This window comes from Cytophagaceae bacterium (assembly GCA_016722655.1).
Lineage (GTDB): Bacteria > Bacteroidota > Bacteroidia > Cytophagales > Spirosomataceae > Leadbetterella.
This window is the reverse complement of record JADKIR010000004.1, coordinates 2896615-2919807: the sequence shown is the minus strand read 5'-3', so window position 1 is coordinate 2919807 and position 23193 is coordinate 2896615. Positions and strand designations below refer to the sequence as shown.

Here is a 23193-nt window from a genome sequence, read left to right as displayed (position 1 = left end):
AAAAGAAGCATTCAATCTTGGGTGCTTCTTTTTTATAAAATAAATATCGGATGATCTAATTTTAAAAATATCCGATACATTTAAAATATTATCGGATAAAAGAAATATATTTGTATCCGATATATGATGATTTAAAATGAAAGATGTTAATACAGGTTTCTTAAATTCAAATAGTGAATATTTAAGTAGGGTTTTAGACAAAAAAACTAAGGTGGATGCGGCACGACCATTGCCTCAAATGGCCATTGACAGACTGAGAGAAGATCTTGCTTTGGAATGGACCTATAATTCAAATGGCCTGGAAGGCAACACTTTAACTCTTGCAGAAACCCGTGTAGTACTTGAAGATGGGATTACAATTGGTGGAAAAACCATGCGAGAGCATTTTGAAATCATCAACCACCACAAAGCAATTGGATATGTGGAATCAATTGTAAAACCTGAATTCGAGTTTAGAGGCATTGATTTACTTAACCTTCATTCATTAGTTCTGAAAAACATACAGGATGATTGGGCGGGAAGAATCAGAACCGGGACAATTAGAATTGTTGGTGCCAATTTCACTCCACCGAACCCACAGCTTGTTTCCGAATTACTTGATGAATTGATTGAATACATTAATTCTAACCCTCAAAATCTGGATCCAATAAGTCTTGCCACAGTTTTTCATCATCAGTTGGTTTGGATTCATCCTTTTTTTGATGGAAATGGTAGAACTGCCCGACTAGCAATGAATTTATTGCTTCAGAAATATGGTTTTCCTCCTGCAATAATTTTAAAAAATGACCGGAAAAAATATTTTAATGCTTTAAATGCCGCAAATAATGGTGACTATAAGGCTCTTAACTTATTGGTTATTCAGGCTGTCGAACGCTCACTTAATATTTACATAAATATTATTCCGGGTGAATACTTCAATTACCAACCAATTTCAAGTTTGGTAACTGAGCCAGAAATAGAATATGGGATGGAATATGTAAGTCTTCTGGCCAGAACCGGTAAAATAAACGCCCATAAAGAGGGCCGCAATTGGGTTACGACCAAGGAAGAGATTCTTAATTATCAAATAAAAAAAAGCACCTCTAAAAACTGAGGTGCTTTTGTTGTTAAACCCATACATCTTATATAAAAACCATCTTTTACAGTTTTTCAAATTTTACAAAATCGGTACCGCCTCCGCCTCCACTTTCGTTTTGAAGTTCAATTTTTTCGGAGGTCCTGCTCACTGTTTTCCAGTCTTCATTGAGTTCCGAAAGCCCGTCATCATCGTTGATAGGCAAATTGATTTCGAATTTTTCTCTTCCGCTATCCATGAAAATTTTGTAAGTACCCTTCAAAAAAATCGAATTATCGGCTCGGTGAACCTCTGCAACTCCATCATTGGCAAATACAAAGTAATAAGAGCTAAAAACAGATGTCTTGTTTCTTCCTTTCTTATCGGTGTATTCCGTTAGTTTCCATTTTTGTCCGGTAATATTAGCAGTATCTGCCAAAACAGAGGAATCGTCTGACGTAGAGCAGGAAACAAGAGAAAATAAGAAAAGAATAATCAGGATTTGCTTCATATTTAAATTATGTTTTTTTTGATTAAGTACGAAAAAAAACGAAAAACGGTTGCAAAAAAAATGCCCGGACTTTCGCCCGGGCATCCATATCCTTTATCTAAAAGGAATTATTTTACTTCTTCAAAATTCACATCGGTTACTCCTTCGTCAGAAGTAGCAGAATTTTGCGATTCAGCACCAGGGGCACCTTCAGGACTACCGCCAGCAGCTTGCTGAGCATTGTAAATATCCTGACTGGCCGCTTGCCATGCAGCGTTGATTTTCTCCATAGAAGCATCAATAGCCGCAATATCGCGAGTGCCATGAGCTGCTCTCAACTCAGTCAATGCAGCTTCAATCGCCGATTTATTGTTTTCTGCTAGTTTATCGCCGTATTCTTTCAACTGTTTTTCAGTTTGGAAAATCATCGAATCAGCCGCATTAACTTTTTCGACAGTTTCTTTTTCTTTTTTATCAGCTTCTTCGTTGGCTTTGGCTTCATCTTTCATCCTTTGAATCTCAGCATCTGAAAGACCGCTTGAGGCTTCGATACGGATTTTCTGTTCTTTTCCTGTGCCTTTATCTTTGGCAGTTACGTTTAGAATACCATTGGCATCTACGTCGAAAGCTACTTCGATTTGAGGCACTCCTCTCATTGATGGTGGAATACCATCGAGGTGGAAACGACCCAAAGTACGGTTTTGAGTTGCCATTGGTCTCTCTCCCTGCAATACGTGAAGCTCTACAGATGGCTGATTGTCGGCAGCGGTTGAGAAAACTTCCACTTTGTTGGTAGGGATAGTCGTATTAGACTCGATCATTTTGGTAAACACACCACCTAAGGTTTCAATACCTAATGAAAGCGGAATTACGTCAAGCAACAGGATATCTTTCACTTCACCAGTCAAAACTCCACCTTGGATGGCTGCACCTACTGCTACTGCTTCATCAGGGTTAACACCTTTTGAAGGTTTTTTGCCAAAGAAAGCTTCTACTTCTTCCTGAACTTTTGGAATACGTGTTGATCCACCCACCAAAATCACTTCGGTTATCTGACTGTTGGAGATTCCGGAGTTCTTCATGGCACGCTTACAAGGCTCCATCATTCTTTTCAAAAGAGTATCGGCCAATTGCTCAAACTTAGCACGGGTCAATGACCTAACGAGGTGTTTAGGCACGCCATCAACCGGGAATATATAAGGTAAGTTAATTTCTGCCTGAGTTGAACTTGAAAGCTCGATTTTTGCTCTTTCGGCAGCTTCTTTCAATCTTTGAAGGGCCATAGCATCATGACGAAGATCTACACCTTCATCTTTTTTGAATTCTTCGGCCAACCATTCGATAATTACCTGGTCAAAGTCATCACCACCCAGGTGAGTATCACCGTCGGTAGATTTAACTTCAAACACACCATCACCCAAATCCAAAATCGAAACGTCAAAAGTACCACCACCTAAGTCAAAAACTACTACAGTCATGTCTTTACCCTGCTTGTCGAGGCCATAAGCCAAAGCAGCAGCAGTAGGTTCGTTGATGATACGTTTAACATCCAAACCAGCAATCAAACCCGCCTCTTTGGTAGCCTGACGCTCCGCATCATTAAAATATGCAGGAACGGTGATAACGGCTTCGGTTACAGTTTGACCCAAATAGTCTTCGGCAGTTGATTTCATTTTTTGCAAAATAAAAGCCGAAATTTCCTGAGGAGTATATTGACGATCCCCAATTCTTACCCTTGGAGTATCGTTGGCACCTTTCTCTATATCATAAGCTATAGTTTTTAACTCACTACCTACTTCTGAATATTTCTTTCCCATAAATCGCTTGATTGAAGCGATTGTGTTTTTAGGATTGGTAATTGCCTGCCTTTTTGCCGGTGCCCCTACTTTCTTCTCCCCATTATCCAAAAACGCCACTATAGAAGGGGTGGTTCTAGCTCCCTCACTATTGGCAATTACTACAGGCTCGTTGCCTTCCATCACAGCCACGCAAGAGTTAGTAGTCCCTAAATCAATTCCAATAATTTTTCCCATGATTATCTGTCAGTGTATTTAATTAAAAATAATTATAAACACTTATTCACAATCAATATGCCAATGGCAAATAAGGCTTTTTTTTAATGACAAATTGTCATATTGGCAGACAAATCAGGGACAGTTCTGAATTTTAGCGGAAAAAATGACGCCCGGATCAATTTTAAAGCCCGGGGAAAGTAAGATGGTGTTGGCGGCATTATATTGGATATTGTTTGATGGTGTAATCTGATTGGTAGCAATAATGTTATTTGAAGAATTATATATAAGTGAATTGATCCTGCTGCCCAAATTATCTGCCGGATTGGTAAGATTGACCGAACTTCCACAATTAGGAAGCACTTTCACTTCGACAGTATTACTGTAATTTAAACAAAAGCTAATCTGGCAAGCCGAGTAATAATTATTTGTGGCTGTTGGTGAAATACTCTGGGTAGTATTGTTAGAAGGAGTAAAACTCCAGACTAGTGTACCAGTGGTACAGGAAGTGGAAGTAAAGTTCACTTCTGCACCTTGATTAATGAGTGTTTTGTCTGCTGTTATCACTGGCGTGCAGGCCGGAGGTGTTGTTGTTCCTAAAGTGAAAGAAAGATTTGCTTCACAACCCGGCACACCGGTGCCAAAATAATATGTCCCAAAAAACTGATCGGGTATGGCTGAAAAAAAATCACCGGTCAATGAATTAATGGTATGTGGAGTTGTGGTACTAATGGTAAAGGTACCTCCATCAGGGATTTTAATGGTTGGCAAATAATTACGTGAAGTACATATGTAGCCATCTCCTCCATAAACCACATTGGGTTCGACGGTATTCAATATTTTATTTACCAAATTGGGCGATTGGTTATTTGCAGCATCAAATGCTTTAATTCCAAAATTTACAAAATCACCAGGTGAAAGTCCTTTTACGGTGTAAGTATTTTGATTTCCGGGAATGGTATCTAAAGGTATTCCATTCAAAAAAACATAATATCCATTTACAACAAAATCGTCGGTGGCATGGGTCCATGAAAAACTAATACACTTGGATAAGGTATCTGATGCAACAAGATTGGTCACATCAGATGGAAGGGTAGTGTCACCTAAAAAGCAAAGTAAACGGGCATCGGCCCAAACTCCTTTATTACAAATAATATTATTATTTACTTCCTCCACTTTAAGTTTTAAAACCGAATAATTAAAAATACTGAGATTTATATCCTGAACATCTGTATTTCTATAAATCGTAGGGCTGGTATAAATCAGATTTCCATCGCCATATACCTTAAATATTACTCCTCCGGTATTATCACAAGTATTGGAAATATCATCACTGATGCCAATTTTTGCCTGAAACTTATAATATTGATTCGCAGGAAGACTATATTCTATTTCAGAATTAGCCGAAACCCCAATACCTTTTGAATAAGAAGTACCTTTAAGAATAATTGTAGAGCCATCACCATCAGATTCAGACCCGTTAGTTTTATTTATTTCTACAGGTCCAACGCCATTGGTATAGGTCTTCATATTCAGATCAGAAAGGTAAACATTCTCCGAACAGGTAGCCCCATTGTCGATCATTAACAAAGATTGTGTTGCGTTCACTGGATTTGAAATTTGCATATTTCCGTTGGCAGTCAATACCCAGCATCGGTAAGTCCCTGATGATTTTGATAAAGTATTCCCTGTACCTTCTGAGGCATTTCCAAAATTACTATTCCCTGATACATCTGTCCTGATCCACTTATAGCTTGCATATCCTGACGGTACAGACATCAGGACATTGTTTCCCGAAATAGTGGCTGTGGCAACAGGAGGGGTATTTGCTACTATAGGGACAACATTATTGGTAAAATTAGAACTTACAATATAAGTAGCCCATAGGCCTGCCAGTTGGTCAAGTCCAATGGGATTGGTAAAATGCAAATCGATATCATCCCGTGAATCTTCGAGAGTATTGTTATTGATACCATCTGTATTGGGTCCACCAAAAATTTGGTTTGACTGATTTACTAAAGAGGATTGGGCCGAAGTGACCGGAGAATAGGCTGTACCTCCAATATATGATACCTGAGCTATCATCCAGGGCAAGTTGGGATGAAAATCCGACCGGGTTTTATTGATTACGTAATTGATATTACTGGAATACGTCGATGAAAGCACAAATGTATATGCGTCGCTTTCGCCCTGGTGAAAAAGTACGGACTTAATCCCAAACATAGAGTTATAAAAATTCAATCCTCTTTTAAAATTTATATAAGGCATTCCTATTGTGCCTGTCCCTGAGGTTATTAATTCATCGGCACAAAATTGAGTATTGGCAGGTGGGGAAATAAAAATATTATCGGTGGCACCGCCATCCGAACTAACCTTAAAATTTTCTGAAGATGCACCGGAGGCCCCGGAATTAAAAATTGCCACAGGTAACTGGGTTACATCAGAAATCAAATCTCCCAGCTTACCATAACACCAGGCATCCCTTCCACCTGTTCCCAACTTCGTTGTGCTCTCAATTTTTGTAAAAGAAGGAAAAGGAATATCAGCAAGGCTACAATACATTCCATTGTCGTGGGTTACCACATATTCTTTGGAAGAACCCAAACCATACCCCCCTGTATTAATATAACCCTGAGCGTTAGATTGACCGGCAACCATAAAAACATCCCCTATTCCAACTCTATTAACTGAATTGGTCTCAATTACAACCCCGGCCCTTTTTGAACGCACTTCAAGTATATACCAACCTCCGGGAACATTGGACAATTGTCCTGTGAAATACCCCAAATTGGGCATATTGTGAATTACGGCCCAATCAAATCCACTGATAGGGCTTGAATCTAAAGGATTTATCAAACGAGCTTCTATACTTGTAATATTGGATTGCTGGTAGGTTCCTTGTATATAAAGATTCGCCTGGCTGGCAGCATTCCTTTGGTAAACTGCCTTATTAATAGGAGTGGAAATATTGATTTGAGCAAATGAATTTCCAATTACAAGAATAAAAAATAATACCGCACTAAATCTTTTAATCATATAAACCAAAAATCTATCACTTATACTGCAGTAAAGACTATTTTAATTTTTACCAAACCCAAATGTGGCTTGATTTTATTGAAAAAAATAATATTTCAAAATTATACAAAAGGATCGATTAAAACGCATAAGGAATCTTAATTCGCCTCAATCCAGCAAAACATTTATTTAACGGTAAAAAAAATAGCGTCAGATGATTCTAACGCTATCCTTTTGAAATAAATTATTTTTACTTTTTACCGAACAGGCCTCCCAAAAGGCTGCCGAAAAGTCCGCTACCACCACCTTGTTGCTGTTGGCCACCGCCCATTGCACCTGAAGCCATATTCATCAAATCGCTCATATCAAGTTTACCGTCAGCAAGTGCTCCTGCACCCTGGCTTAAAAGACTACTAAAATCGAATCCGTCGGTTTTACCTCCAGTCACTGCACTCATTACACTTCCTACATCTACAGAACTATCGTTAGGATCGTTAACTTTATTTATCAAGCCACCCAACACTGAAGGCAACATGCTTCCTACTACTCCTTCAGCAGCAGATCCGGAAAGACCGAATTTTGACATTAGATTGCCCATTACACTTTGTGCGATTGAGCCAACGATAGGGTTGCTCATCAGACTTCCGCCACCCTGGTTTCCACCACCGGTCAGCATTCCCAAAAGGCTACCGATTCCGCCCTGAGAATTAGCCTGATTTGACAATCCACCCATGAGACCTTGCATAACTTCGTTCATTACGCCCTCATTGTGTTCGTTTGGAACGTCTGTGTTTTCAACTACAGCTTTTTGTCCCACTTGTTGTATTAATCCTTGAAGAATGTCTAACATTTTAATTGAGTTTATTTTTTATAAAATTACTATAAATATAGAAAAAAATCAGATTATAGACGCAAATTTTACATTTAAGTAACAAAAAAGGCACCCAGTTGGATGCCTTTTTTTGTTAATGAAACGTTAGCGTTTCTTATTTAACTTTTTCTACGATGGCTTTGAATGCCTCAGGATGATTCATCGCAAGGTCGGCCAATACTTTTCTGTTAAGCTCGATGCCTGCAGTTTGTAGTTTGTTAATAAATACAGAATAAGACATTCCAAATGGTCTTACACCTGCGTTGATACGCACAATCCACATGCTGCGGAAATTTCTTTTCTTTTGTTTACGGCCGATGTACGCATACACCAAACCTTTTTCAACGGCGTTTTTGGCTACCGTCCAAACATTTTTGCGACGGCCATAATAGCCTTTCGCCAATTTAAGCACTTTTTTACGTCTTGCTTTTGACGCTACATGATTGACACTACGTGGCATAATCTTTTGCGTTTTTTGAATCAGGCGTTCCGTTTTCCGGAATCTTTAAAGCCTTTATTCGGGTGAAACAATTGAACCAATATGCTGAACTATTAGCCGTTCAACAAGGCTTTGATGCGGTTTTCATCCGCGGAGCTTACTAAGGCCGACGATGCAAGAACTCTCTTACGTTTTGTCGATTTTTTAGTCAAAATGTGGCTATGGAATGCGTGTTTACGCTTAATTTTTCCTGTGCCGGTCAATTTGAATCTTTTTTTCGCTCCTGAATTTGTTTTTTGCTTAGGCATTTTACAAAACAGATTAAGTATTTGAAAAAGTAAATTGGGTCGCAAAATTAAGGAAAATATCTGTTTTTTCAAATATTGACCAGTTTATTTTTTATATAAATTGGAACCCGAATCTTTAATTTCCATGAAAGTCCTAAATCAAAACCTCCCCAAATGTCAACAAATTGTTATCCGGGTCGAGCAATGAGAATTCTTTCATCCCCCAGGGTTTGCTTTCCAATGGGCCATTGGGATGTATCGCAACTTTTCCGGAAAGAAAACCGGCATAAACCTCCTCAATGTTTTTCACCCTTATGTATATCATTCCATAATTTTCCTTAGGAATCAATTCTATAAATAAGAAAAAATGAATTTCGATTTCATCTTTTTTTAAAATCAAATATTCGGGATAATCCTGCGTGCCAATATCGGTAAATCCCAATTGGTTTACGTAGTAATTGAGGGTGATTGCTTTGTCACGCATCGGGAGTTTTGGGTGTACTGAAACTAGCATATTATTTTAATTTTTATACGGAAAAAGCCTCAAAAAACCCTCATAGATACTTCTGTGAAGTACAGTTGCATGGTTTTCGCCTTGCATGAGATTAAATTCGGATTTGAGATTCTTTTTAGCTGATTTTTGTAAAATCTGAAAAAGAGACTCGGCTTCCCGACGCATAATTTTGTCTTCATCTTTTCCTACTGACACATACACATATCTTTCCGTATCAGGCTGGCCGGCGAGCAATTTGGGGGCGGCATTGAGCAAACTTTCATTGTCCCACCAAAGACTGGGGCTAATGATAAAGTAATGACTGAAAAGATGCGGCTTTTTCAGGAGTATTTCAGAGGCCAAAAGGCCACCCAGAGATTGACCAATCAGATACCGGGTGTCATTTACACGGTAATTTTCTGAAATATAAGGTTGTAATTCTTTTTCAATGAATTCAATAAATTTTTCAGAATGTCCTGTGGTCGGATAATTTTTCTTCAGGTCTTTCAGTTCGGTATGAAAAGTAAAATCACGTTTACGGTCCACATTGGCAATGCCCACCACAATACAATCAGGCATCTGAAACATAAGATTGAAAAATTGGGTCAAACCGGCAATATGAATGAAATCTTCGTTAAGGGTGCCGTCTAAAAGATAGATTACCGGATAATGGGTGCTGTCGTTGTAGGTTTGAGGAAGATAAATATTGAGTGTGCGGTCTTCGTTTAGAATCCCGGAATGGATGGTATTTATTTCACCAATACTCAATGGTTTTTTGATACCATTTATCTGGGCAAATGACTGCACAGCAATAAATAAAAGAATAAAAAGTAAGTTTTTCATCGGAAATTAATTGTGGTCAAATGCGATTTTGTCTTTAATGTATTCCTCAAAACTCTGCTCCCCTATTTGCGGGGCTAGGGTATCGGTATTCATTACTTTTAAAAAAAAGGCAAATTTATCGTAAGCATTTTTATTGATGATACTCAAAACCGGCAACACCATTTTCACCAATTTGAGCGGCAATTTTTGGATTTTGTTTGCAGGGTTTACATTTTGCTGAATTATTTCCAGCATTTGAATTCGGGAATAAATATTTTTCCCACCCGCCTCAACGATGCTATTTGTTTGATGAATATTGTCAACGATTATTTTCGCCAGATCGCCTTCATATATGGGATTGGTTTTAAACTCACCCGAACCGATACTGACCAATCGACCTTTAGAGGCCAGATCAATCATATCTAAAAACGCAGAATATATGGCGGGCGGTTTAATGACCGAATAATCAATGCCTGAATTGATCAAAATCATGGAAAACTGCTCATGAACAGCGAAGTAGTTTAAGTCTGGGTATTTTTCGGCATGAAAAGCAGATAAATAAATAAACTTTTTTACGCCACTTTTTTGGGCTTCGTTCAGAATGTTAACGTTTCCTTCCAAATCCACTTGTCTGAAAGTAGGCTTACTCCAGTCATTGGGTGATACACTTTTGCCCAGGGTAGAAATCACCACATCCTGCCCATGGCAAATACCACGAAGTGAATCGGGTTTCAAAACGTCGGCATTAACTATTTTTGCCTGAATGTCTTTAAAGTAATGTGCTTTGGCATTGTTACGAATCACCACGGTGAGCTCAAAATGCTGCCGGGCTAATTCTTCAGCTACTTTTCTGCCCACATGGCCGCTAGCACCAAACAGTATGACTTTTTTCATTATTTTTTCTTACCGATAAATCTGATAACCGATCCAAGACCCGAATGAAACTGCCCTTCAGACAGTTCTATTTCCTTTTCTTCTAACTCTAAAAACTCAAAATCATTAAAATCATTTTTAATTTCTTCCAATGAGAATAAGGAACCTAGGTCTCTCGGACCTCCCACCGCAGGATTTTTCGCCTGGTAATCCAAATGCTTTTTACTGAAAGCCTCAAAAATCACAATGCCTCCTTTCTTAAGTAATGTGGTAAGTGATTGATGAATTTCAGACTTAATTTCAGCCGGAAAATGAGCAAAAATCAATGCAACTAAATCAAAACTATCATTTTTATAATTCAGGTTTTGAAGCTCTCCTACCTGATAATCTAGGAAAACAGAATGCTTCCCGGCTAATTTTATTGCTTTTTTCATTCCTTCTTCGCTCAAATCAAAAGCGGAGACCTTCCATCCCAATTTTGCAGCAAATACACCATTCCGGCCCTCGCCTTCGGCAGGAAACAGAGCGTTTCCGGGAGACATTGCTCCTATTTTTTCTTTAAGAAATTCATTAGGTTCTTCACCGTAAGCATATTCCGATTGTCCATAGCGTTCATTCCAACGCTGGGTCCAGGGGTCATTTGACATTTTAAAATGGTTATTTGGTAAATAACACAATTATTCACCTTGAAATTCAGGTTATTTCTTTTTTGAATTTTCCTCCACCCTAAACTTCACGATATCGATTATGAGATCAAAAGGTAGTTCTTCATCAAGGGGAAACTGAACAGAACCTTTGCCTTGTTTGTATTTTGACAAGCGTTCTTTAAACTGTTCGTGACCGCTGGGTGTGGCGTAAAAACCAATGTGCTTATCATAAGCCGCATAATATACCAGTGGTTTTTTGTTGAGTTTATAGGCAGGCATCCCATAAGCCATGGATTCGGCCGCATCGGGGCAATTTTCAATAATTATATCCCTGATAGCGTACAGTCTGTCCTGAACATCTACCGGAAACCGGGCTATATAATCAGCTACCGAAATTATATTTTTTTCCATTTTAACTTATGTATTTAGTATTGAATGATTTCCGAAAATATCCATTTTTACTTTCCCTAAAAAAAAAGATTTAACATTACTATTAAGGCTTTTGGGATACAGAAACAAAAAAAACATTTTTTTATGGAAAACCGAAATTGTTTTCTGAAAAATAAGAGCGAATTTTGAATTTTATATTTCAATGTAATACAAAATGTCACAAACAATCGTCCTGATTTTATTCTTTGTTGGTTTCCTGTTTTTAATAAAAGGTGCAGATTTCCTCGTTGACGGTGCTTCCTCTATTGCCAAAAAATATAATATTTCGCCCATTGTAATTGGTTTGACTATCGTTGCTTTTGGTACTTCAATGCCTGAGCTGGTCGTAAACATATTCGCATCCTTGTCAGGAAATTCTGAAATCGCCATCGGCAATATACTGGGCAGCAATATCGCCAACGTTCTTTTGATTTTAGGAATTTCTTCTCTCATATATCCATTAACTGCCAAACGAAACACGGTAATTAAAGAAATACCTTTCAGTTTACTGGCGGCACTGGTTTTGTTCTTTTTGGCCAATGATAAGTTGATTGACGGTGAAAGTGCCTCTGTGGTTTCCCGAAGTGACGGCATGATTCTTATCGCTTTCTTCATCATATTTATGTATTACACCATTGGTTTAACCAAAGGAGACCACGCACCAGACGAAAATGAAGGCGAAATCAAAGAACTTTCCAATCAAAAATCCATTCTTTTTGTATTACTAGGATTGACGGGACTGGTGATTGGTGGAAAATGGATCGTAGATGGAGCAGTGGTGCTGGCCAGGATGGTGGGCATGAGCGAATCGGTGATTGGACTCACTGTAGTTGCTATTGGCACATCACTTCCGGAACTCGCCACCTCGGCAGTTGCAGCTTACAAAAAACAAACTGACATTGCGATAGGAAACGTGGTCGGTTCCAATATCTTTAATATTTTCTGGATTCTTGGGGTAAGTTCAATCATCCATCCGTTGCCATTTAGTTCTTCATCCAATATTGATATTCTTCTCACTATTTTTGCCAGTTTAGTGATGTTTGTGGGTATGTACATAGGCAAAAGGCATACACTTGATCGCAAGGAAGGTATCGGAATGCTGATTATCTATTTTTCATATCTGGCTTATCTTTTATTTTGAAAAGCTGAACACCCTTTTGTGACATAGTTCCTATTTCTTTGAATTTATATTTCTGAGATTTGTAACATAAATAAATGCATAAGTATGGAAAATTTAAATTTGATAGGATTAGAAATAAAAAAGGCAGAAAACCTTGCCGAAAAGCTCAGTGAACTTCAGGCCAATTATTCGGTTTTTTATCAAAATACAAGGGGCTATCACTGGAACATCAAAGGTGAGAAATTTTTTGAACTACATCTGAAATTTGAGGAACTGTACAATAACCTCCTCTTAAAAATAGATGAACTGGCAGAGAGAATTCTTACACTTGGACATACCCCGGAGCATAATTACAGCTCTTATGTGAAAGTGTCGGAGATAAAAGAAAGTCCGAAGGTAACTGACGGAGTAAAAGCCGTGGCCCAAATACTGGAGGCTTTTAAAATATTGATAATTAAGCAAAGAGAGCTCCTCAACCTCTCAGCCGACGCCAACGACGAAGGCACAAACGCCCTTATGAGTGATTATATAAGAGAACAGGAAAAACTGGTGTGGATGTATTCGGCATTTTTAAAATAACAAAGGAACCTTTTCGAGGTTCTGTATATAAAAGAATAAGTAGAAAATACGATTCCTTTTCAGGATAAGTATTTTCTATTTTAATTTACAAAATAATTCAACCATTACAAAATGAAATATTTCGACTTCGAAAACGGAGATAAAATGCCCGCCCTGGGTCTTGGCACCTGGAAATCAGATAAAGGAGAAGTTTATAAAGCCGTTAGAGCTGCCATTGAAGTGGGCTATCGCCATTTTGACTGTGCGTATCTGTACGGTAACGAAAAAGAAATTGGTGATGCATTTGCCGATGCCCTGAAAGCCGGCGATGTAAAGCGGGAAGACCTTTGGATCACTTCAAAACTCTGGAACAACCGACACCGGAAAGAGCAGGTAAGGCCTGCATTTGATATTTCCCTGAAAGATTTACAATGCGAATATCTGGACTTATATCTTATCCATTGGCCGGTGGTGGTAGTGGATGATATCGCTTTCCCTGAAAATGGCAGCCAGCTGGTTAGTCTGACTAAAACTACCCTCTCTGAAACCTGGGAAGGGATGATTGACATAAAAGCCGCCGGCTTAAGCAAACATATTGGCGTTTCAAATTTCAGTGCAAAAAAAATCGCAGATATATGGAAAGATACCGGAGTAAAGCCGGAAGTTGATCAGGTCGAAATGCACCCGTTCATGCAGCAAAAGCCTTTGAAAGCCTATACCGATGAGCACGGAATCATTCTGACTGCTTATGCTCCCCTGGGTTCTGCCGACCGACCCGCCACAAGAATCACTCCCGGCGACCCCAACCTTTTTCATAATGAGGTGATTAACGCTATTGCAAAGGAAAAGGCAATCACTCCTGCTCAGGTGATGCTGGCATGGGCGGTAAATTATGGTGTAAGCGTAATACCCAAATCGGTGAGAAAAGAAAGACTCATCGAAAACCTCGAGGCAGCAGATATTACTCTTAGCTCTGAAGAAATGCAAAGATTGTCGGCGATTGACCTGCACAATCGTTACATCAAAGGTAATTTCTGGTGCCTGCCCGGCTCAGATTATACCTTAGAAAATCTTTGGAATGAGTAAATCGATTTTCGATTTCAGATTATCGATTTTAGATTTTAGTTTTCTTTATGGCTAAGATTTAGGCTACCAAGAACGAGCTTAATGATCTTAATTCCTTAATCTACCTTAATGTTTAAAACTCGCATCGAGATTTAGTTGATTTTCGATTGATGATTTTTATACCGCAAAAAACACAAAGATTCGCAAAAGACACAAAGAATGAGGATACTCTTTGAGAAGCTTTGTGTCTCCTTTGTGAAACTTCGTGTAACCAAAATCGATTGATTTGATTTTATTATTCCGGTTTCAAAAGGGCGTATCTGTGCTCGTCCCAGAATTTGCCGTTTTTATAAACCGCCTTTTTCAAAATACCCTCTTTCACAAAACCGCATTTCTCAAGAATCCGCATGGAAGGCTGATTGTATTCAAACACGCCGGAGTAAATTCTGTTGAGGCTCAATTCATTAAACCCATAATCCACCATAAGATTAATGGCTTTGGTGCCAATTCCTTTGCCCCAAAACTCCTCTCCTATCCAATATCCTATTTCAGCCGAAAACCGGTGGACATCTTTCTGAATTACCAGCCCCATGACTCCACAAAGCTCGGTTTCGTTGAAAACAATGCCGAAAGTCTGTGGCGGGTTTTCTTTTTGAGTAAGATTCACAAAAAACTCACCATCCGCCACTCCATAAGGATTTGGGATAAAATCGCGTAGATTGTCCCAGATTTTGCGGTTATTGACCATCCGGGCTATTTCAGGAGCATCGGCCATCTCCAGTCTTCTTAAGGTTACGATCATGTATTTCTCATGTTTTTAATTATTTCCAAATATCGCCGGTTGGCCAAAGGATTAGACTCACCTTTTTTGCCAAATGAGAGTTCTTTCAAACCTCTGTTGGGATTTTCTATCACCAGTTCATCGGATACTATCTTCGATTTTAGTTTTTCAAATGCCTCCAAAAACCGTGAATCATCTCTGGCACTCCTGTAAAATGAAAGCACATAAACATAGTAGAAAAGATTATATCTGAAAAAAGGAAATTCGGTTTTGTGAAATAGACTTCCCTGCCCAAAGGCACACGGGCCCAATGGCAAGCGATAGTCGTGATGGTCAAGTAAAAAACTCACCGCCTTTTCCAAAACAGTATTTTCCTGAAACTGATCGGTAAATCTAAATACATCGAGGGCCTCAAGTGTAGTAGCAGGGTTGGAAGCGTCCCATTCGGGTTTTCGGCCCATTTTGACGGCGGCACATCTCCAGCCCCCATCTATATGCTGTTTTTCAAGTAAATATTTGATAGTAATATGCAGCCGGTCGTCGTGAACATACCCCAGATAACATAATACTCTGGCAGCTCCAATGATGAGACAAATCGGACCCAAAGCCCCCGGATTAGTATGTATGGCTCCCGATTGACGCCAACCCTCCAGATACTTTTCGGCCAGAGCCACGGTCATTTCATGAGAAGCACCCATCTCATAAAGCAGGATTGCCACATCTCTCGCCGAAAACGGACTTCCCTTGCCCAGTCTGCCATCAGGGGTAGTCCATACATCATCGCCCTGAAGATGCTTTTTACTCAAAAGCAAATCGTAATCAGTCTGAAAATGTAAATATTCGGTATTCATCCGAAATGATAATGAAGTATAAATATAGGAAAAATATAAATTCAGTGACACTTAAAAATGCCTGTATTTTGTGATTAGGCAGATTTCCATATCAAAGAAAAACTTAAATATATTAAAAGAACGAAGTGTGTTGAACAGGCCATAATTGGGAACATGCATTTATGGTTTTTTCAATTATTTTTATTCTGTCTTTGGCCTAAACTTCTTCCATAGAAACATCATCAAAAACCAAACATGAGTTGGAAATCCTAATAATGTAACTCCTACAAAATCAATCATATTTACCAAATCTAATTCCAACAGAAATCAAAAATATGGTAATAGGTAGCTGTAAATGAAAAACGATGATTTTTAAGCATTCCCTTTCATTATTGGATAAACATTTTTGGATATGTGAGAATAATTTTTCAATAAAACCAATAGCTTTGAATTAAAATATAATCTCAATTTAAATTCCCTTCAAAATGAAATTTAAATCAATTTTACACACGTTAATTTTTTGCCTGCTTTCTATTACTATTACAGCTCAAAATGTAAGTATTTTACCTACGGGTATCACTCCCGCACCTGCTGCCAGCTATCCAAGAATATCGTACGATCAAATATTGGCACTTCCTGCTCCGCAAGCCGGCGACATGGCTTATGACCTGACCTTCAATTGTCTCAGAGTTTTCAATGGCACCAAATGGCTACAGTTGATTACCACTCAGGACATAGGGCAAGTTTCAGGATTTGCATGGCAGCTGACCAGCAATGCCTCCTTGTCGGTTAATGGAATGGTTAAAGACGCCAGCGGGAATATTTACGTAACCGGTAATTTCAATGGCACCGCAGTATTCGGCAATACCAATTACATTTCTACCGGTGATAATGATGTCTTTTTGGCCAAATACACCTCCGCCGGAGTATTCCAGTGGGTAAGGGTAGCCGGAAGCCGTGCAGGTGACATTGCATTGGATGTATGTCTGGATCCAAGCGGAAATGTACTGATTACGGGTTATTATTTTGATGCCATCACTTTTGGCAACACCATACTCCCCTACTCGGGTGCATGTGATGTGTTTGTAACCAAATACGACCCCAGTGGCAATGTATTATGGGCGAAATTTGCAGGAGGCACCGGACTTGATGTAAGCAATACCATTGAAACCGATGCAGCCGGAAATGTATATTTTGGAGGATATTTTTTGGGTTCTATTACATTTTTTGGCAATACCAATATTACCATAAATTCATTAGGCGGTGAAGACGGATTCTTTGCCAAGCTGGATGCCTCGGGTACATTGATTTGGGCAAAAGGCGTTCAGGGAGCTGAAGCTCAAAGGGTAAAAGACCTGATGATGTCAGGAACAGATTTGATAGCTCTGGGTACTTTTTCCAATTCTACCAATTTTGGAAATGACATTGTACTGAATGCCGGGACCGAAAATACGAATATCTATCTGGCCAAATACAATACCTCCGGACAAATCCTGGCTGCTATTGGTTTTGGTGGAGCAGCTACCGACATGGCCGGCAAATTGACCCAAGATGCAAATGCCAATATTTGGGCCTGTGGCTCAATTTATTTCGATGCTACCATTGGAAATTTTAACCTTACATCGAATGGGTATTATGATGCTTTTTTTGTGAAGCTCAACAGCAACCTCAATATCTTGTTTGCTGATAATTTTGGAGGGGGTTCCAACGACACAGCAAATGATATCGGAGTTGATGCCAGCGGAAACATATACATAACCGGCGATTATTATTTGAGTACATCGAATGGTCTCAAGACAGTAAACTCCAATGGTGGCTCTGATATATTTGTGGCTAAGTATTCAAATGCCGGAGCACCGGGGTTTTTACAAAGCTACGGTGGTGCAGAATACGATTCTGGCAGAATTATTTCTGTCGGTTCCAATATATATATCGGAGGTGTATTCTCTCAAACGGTCAACTTCGGCAATATCCTAAGCAGCAATAATTCACTCAATGGCTATGTGTTGCGACTGGCCGAATAGATTTTGGGATAAATAAAAGGACAGTTGAGTGAAGGTGCGAAGCTGTATAGCTTTGTTGGTCTGGGCTTTGGTTTGGAACTAATATTTTAATCACATCTCAAAAAGGTAAAATAACAATAAATTTCTTGTTGTAATTTACGCCTCATGTCGATAGAAAGCAGATATCTAATGATTTGTTGAAAAGTTTATCAATATCTAATCTGCCGGAATTCTGAACTGAATTATTTAATTCATCGGGTATTTTATTGATGGAATAAAATGATACACTATTTCATAACTTGTTTCTTTTCCTGAGTGTACTAATATTTAATTATTTACTGACTGGATATGTAAAACTAATTGGTTTAGTTGAAATCTTTTCTCCATTTTGATTTTTCGCAGATGCAACAATATAAATAGGTGAGGTTTTAATAATATCATCACTCTGCTTTAATACAATTTCACCTGTTTTTTCTTCAGAATTTGTAACGGCATTTACCAAATTTTGAAATACTCCTACCTCTTTTTCTTTATTGTCTATGAGCTGATATGCTCTAAAAGTTACCGGCGTTCCAACACTTACTTTCCCAAAACTTCTTTTAAGGTAAGCAGTGATTTTAATATCCGTATTTTGGAGTATTGCATCTGCAAATATTTCCTCTCCATTTGCTCTTAAGGGAGTAAATGTCTCGTTAATAAAAAATGTTCCATCAGTTGTTTGCCCTTTAACAAAGTAAGTTTCTACATTTTGTCCCATTTTCACGAAAACACTTGCTTTTCCATTCACTATATTAATCTCACCATTCTTAATAGGTGAGCCTGCCGCGTCTAAAAACTCACCAGCATTTTTTAAGATTTGTATTTTATTTGAAGGTATATTTCTCACAGAGTCAATAAGAATATTCAATAATGATTTATCATCTGCTAAAATTGAACCTTTGTCTTTTAGAATCATTTTAAATGATGGTGAGGGTGCAATAAGTACTAATTCCTTTTCAAGTTTTGCGTTTGCAACACCTTTTATAGAAACATTTACATATTTTTTCCCTGCTACACTTCCTACTTTCCAAATAACTTTTGCTTCTCCTTTTTCATTAACTATAATTTCTCTTTTTTTATCCTCACCTACACCGATAAACTTACCATCACTGCATTCAAAAACCAAAGTTCTGTATATTTCAGGCAGATTTGAGGTTATTTTTCCTGTAAATGTTAATGTTTGCGTATCATCAGCAGGTATGTCGGTCAGATTTGGTCTATCAATCTGCAATTCTAATCCTTTGTCGATATTTTTAACTTCAATAGCGATTTCTTTGGAATAATTACCATTTTTACCTGTAATTGTGGCAGCTACATAATAAATTCCCTGAACACTTGGTACTTTCCATTTGGCAGAAGCAACCCCATTGTCATCTGTTTTAACAACCCTTTGTCCATCTTTATCTTTGCCCTCAAACTCACCGGAATTAGCAGTAATATTTTTGAATGTAATATTGGTATAATCTGATATTGCATTAGGGTCTATATTAGCCACCAAAGTAATGACTGTAGTACCATCGGCAAAAAAAACAGGTTTACTATCTACACCTTCAATTTTTAAATTAACAGGCGATACATCGAACCCTTCGTCTAATGATTCAATATCGCATGATAGTAAAGTAAGTAATATTAAAAAATATATTCTTTTCATTTTAAAATTGTTATTTAAATATATTGCCAGGCATTTGTTGTGCATCTACCTAATAATTCACCATCCATTGTTAATACATTAACATTTAAAATCAAATTAGGCCTTCCCTCAAAAACAACCCGCTTTTTTATTTTGAAAGCTCTTCTTACCCTATAATTATGAGTTACACCTAAACATTGAACATTAAATCTGGTTCTGTTATTACTAAACATAAAGTGACTTGGGGGTACGATTTCGAATTCGAGTACTACATCAACCGGGGGATGCATTGTGGGGTTAACCGATAACTGAATATCGATAAAGCATTCTTCACTTATGACTCCATAAAACTGAAGGATGTCCGGAGTTTTTTGAATTAAATAAGGAGTAACTGCTGGCATAATTTTAATTAGTTTATTAAACCTGTAATTTTACCTGAAATACCTTTAAGAGGAATGCTAACGGAGAAATTCAGATATGGGACGACTTTTAAATCTGTATTACTTAAAATTGGATTTTTATCTTTAAGCCGATATAATACACCGCTATAATTTATCCTGAAAAGCCGGTGTGGTCTAAACCCGAAGCCAAAGATCAAATTCCTTTCAATGTCTCCAAATAGTTTATAGGGGACAATTCTTGGATTATCATCTGATAAAAGGAATTTCGATAAACCTACCTGCAAACTTAATGATTTTAAAAGCCGCGGTTTGAGTTTAAAATCGTCAAGTTTTGCTTTTGGATTAATAGGATAAAAAGAAATATTTACAGCTCCATATCTGATCAAATTATTAAAATTACTGCTAAATCTGGCACCGATACCCGATTCATAGGTTAAGTAAGGAGAGTTCTCGGTTTCAATATCAATATCAGCTAGTCCAGTTATATCTATAATTTTTAATATTAAAATCTCCTTTAAAAGGAGAGGTGAATTTTTTAATTCAACAATTATTTTTTCGTTCTTTTCTTTAGCTATTTCGAATTCCAAATATGCATCAATCGCGGAATTTACACCATCTAAGTAATTGATTTCTGTTTCATTTAATAATATTTTATTGTCCTTTTTTAGATTCTTAAATTCTTTTACAAATTCCCTTAAAAGACTTATTTTTTCAGTTGTTAATTGATTATCATTTATTTTTAGATCTTTTTCCGTTTTCCCATCCTTGATAAATGACTCAATTATTAAATCATTTTTTAAAACATAGGTTAAATTATCATTTATGTTTTTAATTTTGTTTTTTAGAAAATCTTTATATATGTTCGATTCATTAGAAACTGTCATATATGTATTTGAGAAATCTTCCAATTCACCACTAAAAACTTCTAATTCACCAATTAAACGGACATTAGGGAAGCATTTTCTTATTTCATTGTTTATGGCAATATTTGTTGCTTTGTATTTGGAGGAATCAAAATTTCGAGGGTCTTCTAAAGCCTTAAATATAATATTTTTAATTACTTGGATGCTTTGATCAGGGAGTGCCTTTTTCTCTTCAATATTAAATTTAAAATTATAAACTGTATTTGGGCGTAAAGGCCTCACATCCTTACAAAGAAACTCCTTTTTTTCAGACTTTAAATAACAAGTAATATTCGATTTTTGACAAGATTTAAAATAGTTCAAATCAGCATTTGGCACTTTTGGCACACATATTAAACTTATCCCTTTTATATCGAGGTCTTTTGGAAGACTCCCGGAAATGTCAAATGAAACATCAAATGGTAGTTTATCCAAAAATGATTCCGTACTAAAATCTAACCGCACTGGATTTTGTGCAATTGCAGTAAAACTAAATAGGCTAAAAAGGATTCCTAATAAAAGCTTTGGCATATAAAAATAGTGTTTAAATGCAACATGAATCTTTTCTCTTTGACCCTTCAAATATCTACAATAAAAAACTGATAATTAAAAGAAGACCACCCACTTTTATTATTCGGTACCTCGTTTGGAAAATTGCGTTTAAATAAAAATCTCTGGAAATTATTCCTGGTCTGAAAATTGGAAATTGTATGGGATAAAAGGATGAGTTATTATTAGAATAAATATTCCTTTTCAAACACCGACGTTTTAATATTGAAGGGTAAGTTGCAGTCCTTTTTTGATACTTTAAAAAATATTTTCCTGCATTTTGAATTTCTGAGTTTTATTCTATCAAATGGCCGGATATAATTACCGAAGCCAGACATTAGAATCGAGATTAACTATATTATTATCAGAACTTGATTCAACATAGGCCAAATCTTATTCAACATATATTTTACTTGATTCAACATACGCCAAATCTTATTCAACATATATTTTACTTGATTCAACATACACCAAATCTTATTCAACATATATTTTACTTGATTTACCAATGTGTAAATCTTATAAACACTTTGGATTACTTGATTTACAAAAGTGTAAATCTTATATACACTTTGGATTACTTGATTTACAAAAGTGTAAATCTTATATACACTTTGGATTTCTTGATTTACAAAAGTGCAAATCTTATTTACACTTTGGATTACTTGATTTACAAAAGTGTAAATCTTATATACACTTTGGATTACTTGATTTACCAAAGTGTAAAATGATTTCACCTTTAGCCCATCAGATTAAAAAATGGCCTTAAAGCCATGCTCAGAAGGGATGATTGCCGGAATTTTCGGATAGCAGTCCTACAGACTAATAATAGAATCTTAAAACCTTGAAGTCTCTTTCATCGCTTGGTTTACACTCCCCTACTCTGTTGTTTCAAGTTTCAATTCTTACCTTCCGGGCCTGCTTATGTAACGTTTAAGGCCGATGCGGATCAAACATCCTCCCTTTTAGGTTTTAAAAGTACAGGGATAGAATAATCAATTACCCTTAATACATTCAAAACCAATCCTTTTAATACCACATAATAAAAATACCTAAGCGTATGATTGGAAAAATAGTATCGTTTTAATAGATTCGTAAATATTTAAGACTACACAGTCTGCCGTATAGTTTTAATAGCCGACAACAAATGATTATACACAGATATGTATTTGAAAATAAACTGTTTAAACAAAAAATATCAATTAACCTTAATAACGATATAGACGCAACTATGTGTGATAATTGGATCTATACTAATGTTATGCCCAATGCCAAAAGATGCCGTACAACAATGAACAGACAGACAAAACAAAGAACAGAAAGCCAACGCTTCGTAAAATTAAAAGAGGTGCAATCCAACGCACAAAACCAACGCTTTTGCACCACATTTAATTTTACCCCAACACACCCAAGCCCACCCACCACCCCAAGAAATATGTTATTTACTATGTAATTTTATTAAAAGACTTTATTGATAAAATCATTTCATTATATTATCTTTGCCCCAATGAAAATATTTGCATATTTTATGGCTTTCTACATTTTGGTGCTTTCGGTAGTGCCTTGTAGCGATGTGCATAATAATTGCAATGATAAGAAGGCAACAACGGAGCTTACTCAAAATCACGACCACCAGCAAGACCAAGACGATAATTGCAGTCCTTTTTGTACCTGTTCTTGTTGTAGTGCAAATGTGATAGCTTTAGATTTCAAACCGTTTCAAATCAAAAACCCTACACAGTTTTCTTTTTCTCAAAAAGTTTCAATACGAAATTTCTCTTTTATTTCTAACTTCTACGGAAACATTTGGCAACCGCCAAAAATACATACTACTTGTTAATGATTAACGAATAGTAGGTACACTATTTCCATTCCTTTTTATT

The 23193-nt window shown here is 37.1% G+C and carries 23 protein-coding genes; 7 read left to right on the top strand and 16 right to left on the bottom strand.

The annotated features are described in order from the left end of the window. The first annotated feature begins 136 nt into the window (after positions 1–136). Complete coding sequence (locus tag IPP61_13210) at positions 137–1093, top strand: Fic family protein (GenBank protein ID MBL0326118.1); 957 nt, start codon at positions 137–139, stop codon at positions 1091–1093. Positions 1094–1139: 46 nt separating this feature from the next. On the opposite strand, the gene IPP61_13205 is transcribed toward IPP61_13210, so the two are convergent. The 11 genes from IPP61_13205 to IPP61_13155 form a co-directional block, all read right to left on the bottom strand. Continuing rightward, entirely contained in the window at positions 1140–1565 is a 426-nt protein-coding gene (locus IPP61_13205) for a hypothetical protein (GenBank protein ID MBL0326117.1), read from the bottom strand. Between the two features lie 107 nt (positions 1566–1672). Then, positions 1673–3577, bottom strand: a complete 1905-nt coding sequence (dnaK, locus tag IPP61_13200) for a molecular chaperone DnaK (GenBank protein ID MBL0326116.1) — start codon at positions 3575–3577, stop codon at positions 1673–1675. 114 nt (positions 3578–3691) lie between these two features. Next, positions 3692–6592 (bottom strand): NPCBM/NEW2 domain-containing protein, encoded by a 2901-nt coding sequence (locus IPP61_13195; GenBank protein MBL0326115.1) that lies wholly within the window; start codon positions 6590–6592, stop codon positions 3692–3694. Between the two features lie 229 nt (positions 6593–6821). Next, positions 6822–7421 (bottom strand): hypothetical protein, encoded by a 600-nt coding sequence (locus tag IPP61_13190; GenBank protein MBL0326114.1) that lies wholly within the window; start codon positions 7419–7421, stop codon positions 6822–6824. 136 nt (positions 7422–7557) lie between these two features. Next, positions 7558–7902, bottom strand: a complete 345-nt coding sequence (gene rplT / locus IPP61_13185) for a 50S ribosomal protein L20 (protein MBL0326113.1) — start codon at positions 7900–7902, stop codon at positions 7558–7560. 92 nt (positions 7903–7994) lie between these two features. Then, positions 7995–8189, bottom strand: coding sequence for a 50S ribosomal protein L35 (gene rpmI, locus IPP61_13180; protein MBL0326112.1), 195 nt, complete (start codon positions 8187–8189; stop codon positions 7995–7997). A 133-nt stretch (positions 8190–8322) separates the two neighbouring features. Continuing rightward, positions 8323–8682: a VOC family protein gene (locus tag IPP61_13175; protein ID MBL0326111.1), complete on the bottom strand. Its 360-nt coding sequence runs from the start codon at positions 8680–8682 to the stop codon at positions 8323–8325. A gap of 6 nt (positions 8683–8688) precedes the next feature. Continuing rightward, positions 8689–9504, bottom strand: coding sequence for an alpha/beta hydrolase (locus tag IPP61_13170; protein MBL0326110.1), 816 nt, complete (start codon positions 9502–9504; stop codon positions 8689–8691). Positions 9505–9510: 6 nt separating this feature from the next. Then, positions 9511–10377, bottom strand: coding sequence for an SDR family oxidoreductase (locus tag IPP61_13165; protein ID MBL0326109.1), 867 nt, complete (start codon positions 10375–10377; stop codon positions 9511–9513). Then, a complete protein-coding gene (locus IPP61_13160; GenBank protein ID MBL0326108.1) occupies positions 10377–11003 on the bottom strand; it encodes a class I SAM-dependent methyltransferase in 627 nt (208 codons plus the stop codon). Before IPP61_13160 ends, IPP61_13165 begins: the two co-directional genes overlap by 1 nt. Before the next feature lie 51 nt (positions 11004–11054). After that, entirely contained in the window at positions 11055–11414 is a 360-nt protein-coding gene (locus IPP61_13155) for a DUF1801 domain-containing protein (protein MBL0326107.1), read from the bottom strand. A gap of 193 nt (positions 11415–11607) precedes the next feature. Between IPP61_13155 and IPP61_13150 the strand changes: the two genes are divergently transcribed. The 3 genes from IPP61_13150 (at position 11608) to IPP61_13140 (ending at position 14196) form a co-directional block, all read left to right on the top strand. Further along, positions 11608–12573 carry a calcium/sodium antiporter gene (locus IPP61_13150; protein MBL0326106.1) on the top strand — a complete coding sequence of 322 codons (966 nt, stop codon included), beginning with the start codon at positions 11608–11610 and terminating at the stop codon, positions 12571–12573. An 84-nt stretch (positions 12574–12657) separates the two neighbouring features. After that, on the top strand, positions 12658–13131 hold the full coding sequence (locus IPP61_13145) for a DNA starvation/stationary phase protection protein (protein MBL0326105.1): 474 nt from the start codon (positions 12658–12660) through the stop codon (positions 13129–13131). Between the two features lie 111 nt (positions 13132–13242). After that, a complete protein-coding gene (locus IPP61_13140) occupies positions 13243–14196 on the top strand; it encodes an aldo/keto reductase (protein MBL0326104.1) in 954 nt (317 codons plus the stop codon). A 274-nt stretch (positions 14197–14470) separates the two neighbouring features. On the opposite strand, the gene IPP61_13135 is transcribed toward IPP61_13140, so the two are convergent. Both IPP61_13135 and IPP61_13130 read right to left on the bottom strand, forming a co-directional pair. Next, a complete protein-coding gene (locus IPP61_13135) occupies positions 14471–14977 on the bottom strand; it encodes a GNAT family N-acetyltransferase (GenBank protein MBL0326103.1) in 507 nt (168 codons plus the stop codon). After that, the gene (locus IPP61_13130; GenBank protein ID MBL0326102.1) at positions 14974–15807 is read right to left on the bottom strand and encodes a prenyltransferase; all 834 of its coding nucleotides are present in this window, start codon (positions 15805–15807) and stop codon (positions 14974–14976) included. Before IPP61_13130 ends, IPP61_13135 begins: the two co-directional genes overlap by 4 nt. Before the next feature lie 464 nt (positions 15808–16271). Here IPP61_13130 and IPP61_13125 point away from each other — a divergent pair, with 464 nt between their 5' ends. Continuing rightward, positions 16272–17810: a hypothetical protein gene (locus IPP61_13125; GenBank protein MBL0326101.1), complete on the top strand. Its 1539-nt coding sequence runs from the start codon at positions 16272–16274 to the stop codon at positions 17808–17810. Between the two features lie 310 nt (positions 17811–18120). Here the strand turns inward: IPP61_13125 and IPP61_13120 are convergent, their stop codons facing one another. The 3 genes from IPP61_13120 to IPP61_13110 are packed head-to-tail and all read right to left on the bottom strand — an operon-like array spanning position 18121 to position 21292. Then, positions 18121–19479 carry a hypothetical protein gene (locus IPP61_13120; protein ID MBL0326100.1) on the bottom strand — a complete coding sequence of 453 codons (1359 nt, stop codon included), beginning with the start codon at positions 19477–19479 and terminating at the stop codon, positions 18121–18123. A 14-nt stretch (positions 19480–19493) separates the two neighbouring features. Then, the gene (locus IPP61_13115) at positions 19494–19859 is read right to left on the bottom strand and encodes a hypothetical protein (GenBank protein ID MBL0326099.1); all 366 of its coding nucleotides are present in this window, start codon (positions 19857–19859) and stop codon (positions 19494–19496) included. Between the two features lie 8 nt (positions 19860–19867). Beyond that, positions 19868–21292: a hypothetical protein gene (locus IPP61_13110; protein MBL0326098.1), complete on the bottom strand. Its 1425-nt coding sequence runs from the start codon at positions 21290–21292 to the stop codon at positions 19868–19870. A 1165-nt stretch (positions 21293–22457) separates the two neighbouring features. On the opposite strand from IPP61_13110, the gene IPP61_13105 reads away from it, so the two are divergent. Beyond that, on the top strand, positions 22458–22763 hold the full coding sequence (locus IPP61_13105) for a hypothetical protein (protein ID MBL0326097.1): 306 nt from the start codon (positions 22458–22460) through the stop codon (positions 22761–22763). A gap of 75 nt (positions 22764–22838) precedes the next feature. After that, positions 22839–23150, top strand: coding sequence for a hypothetical protein (locus IPP61_13100; protein MBL0326096.1), 312 nt, complete (start codon positions 22839–22841; stop codon positions 23148–23150). Positions 23151–23193 lie beyond the last annotated feature (43 nt).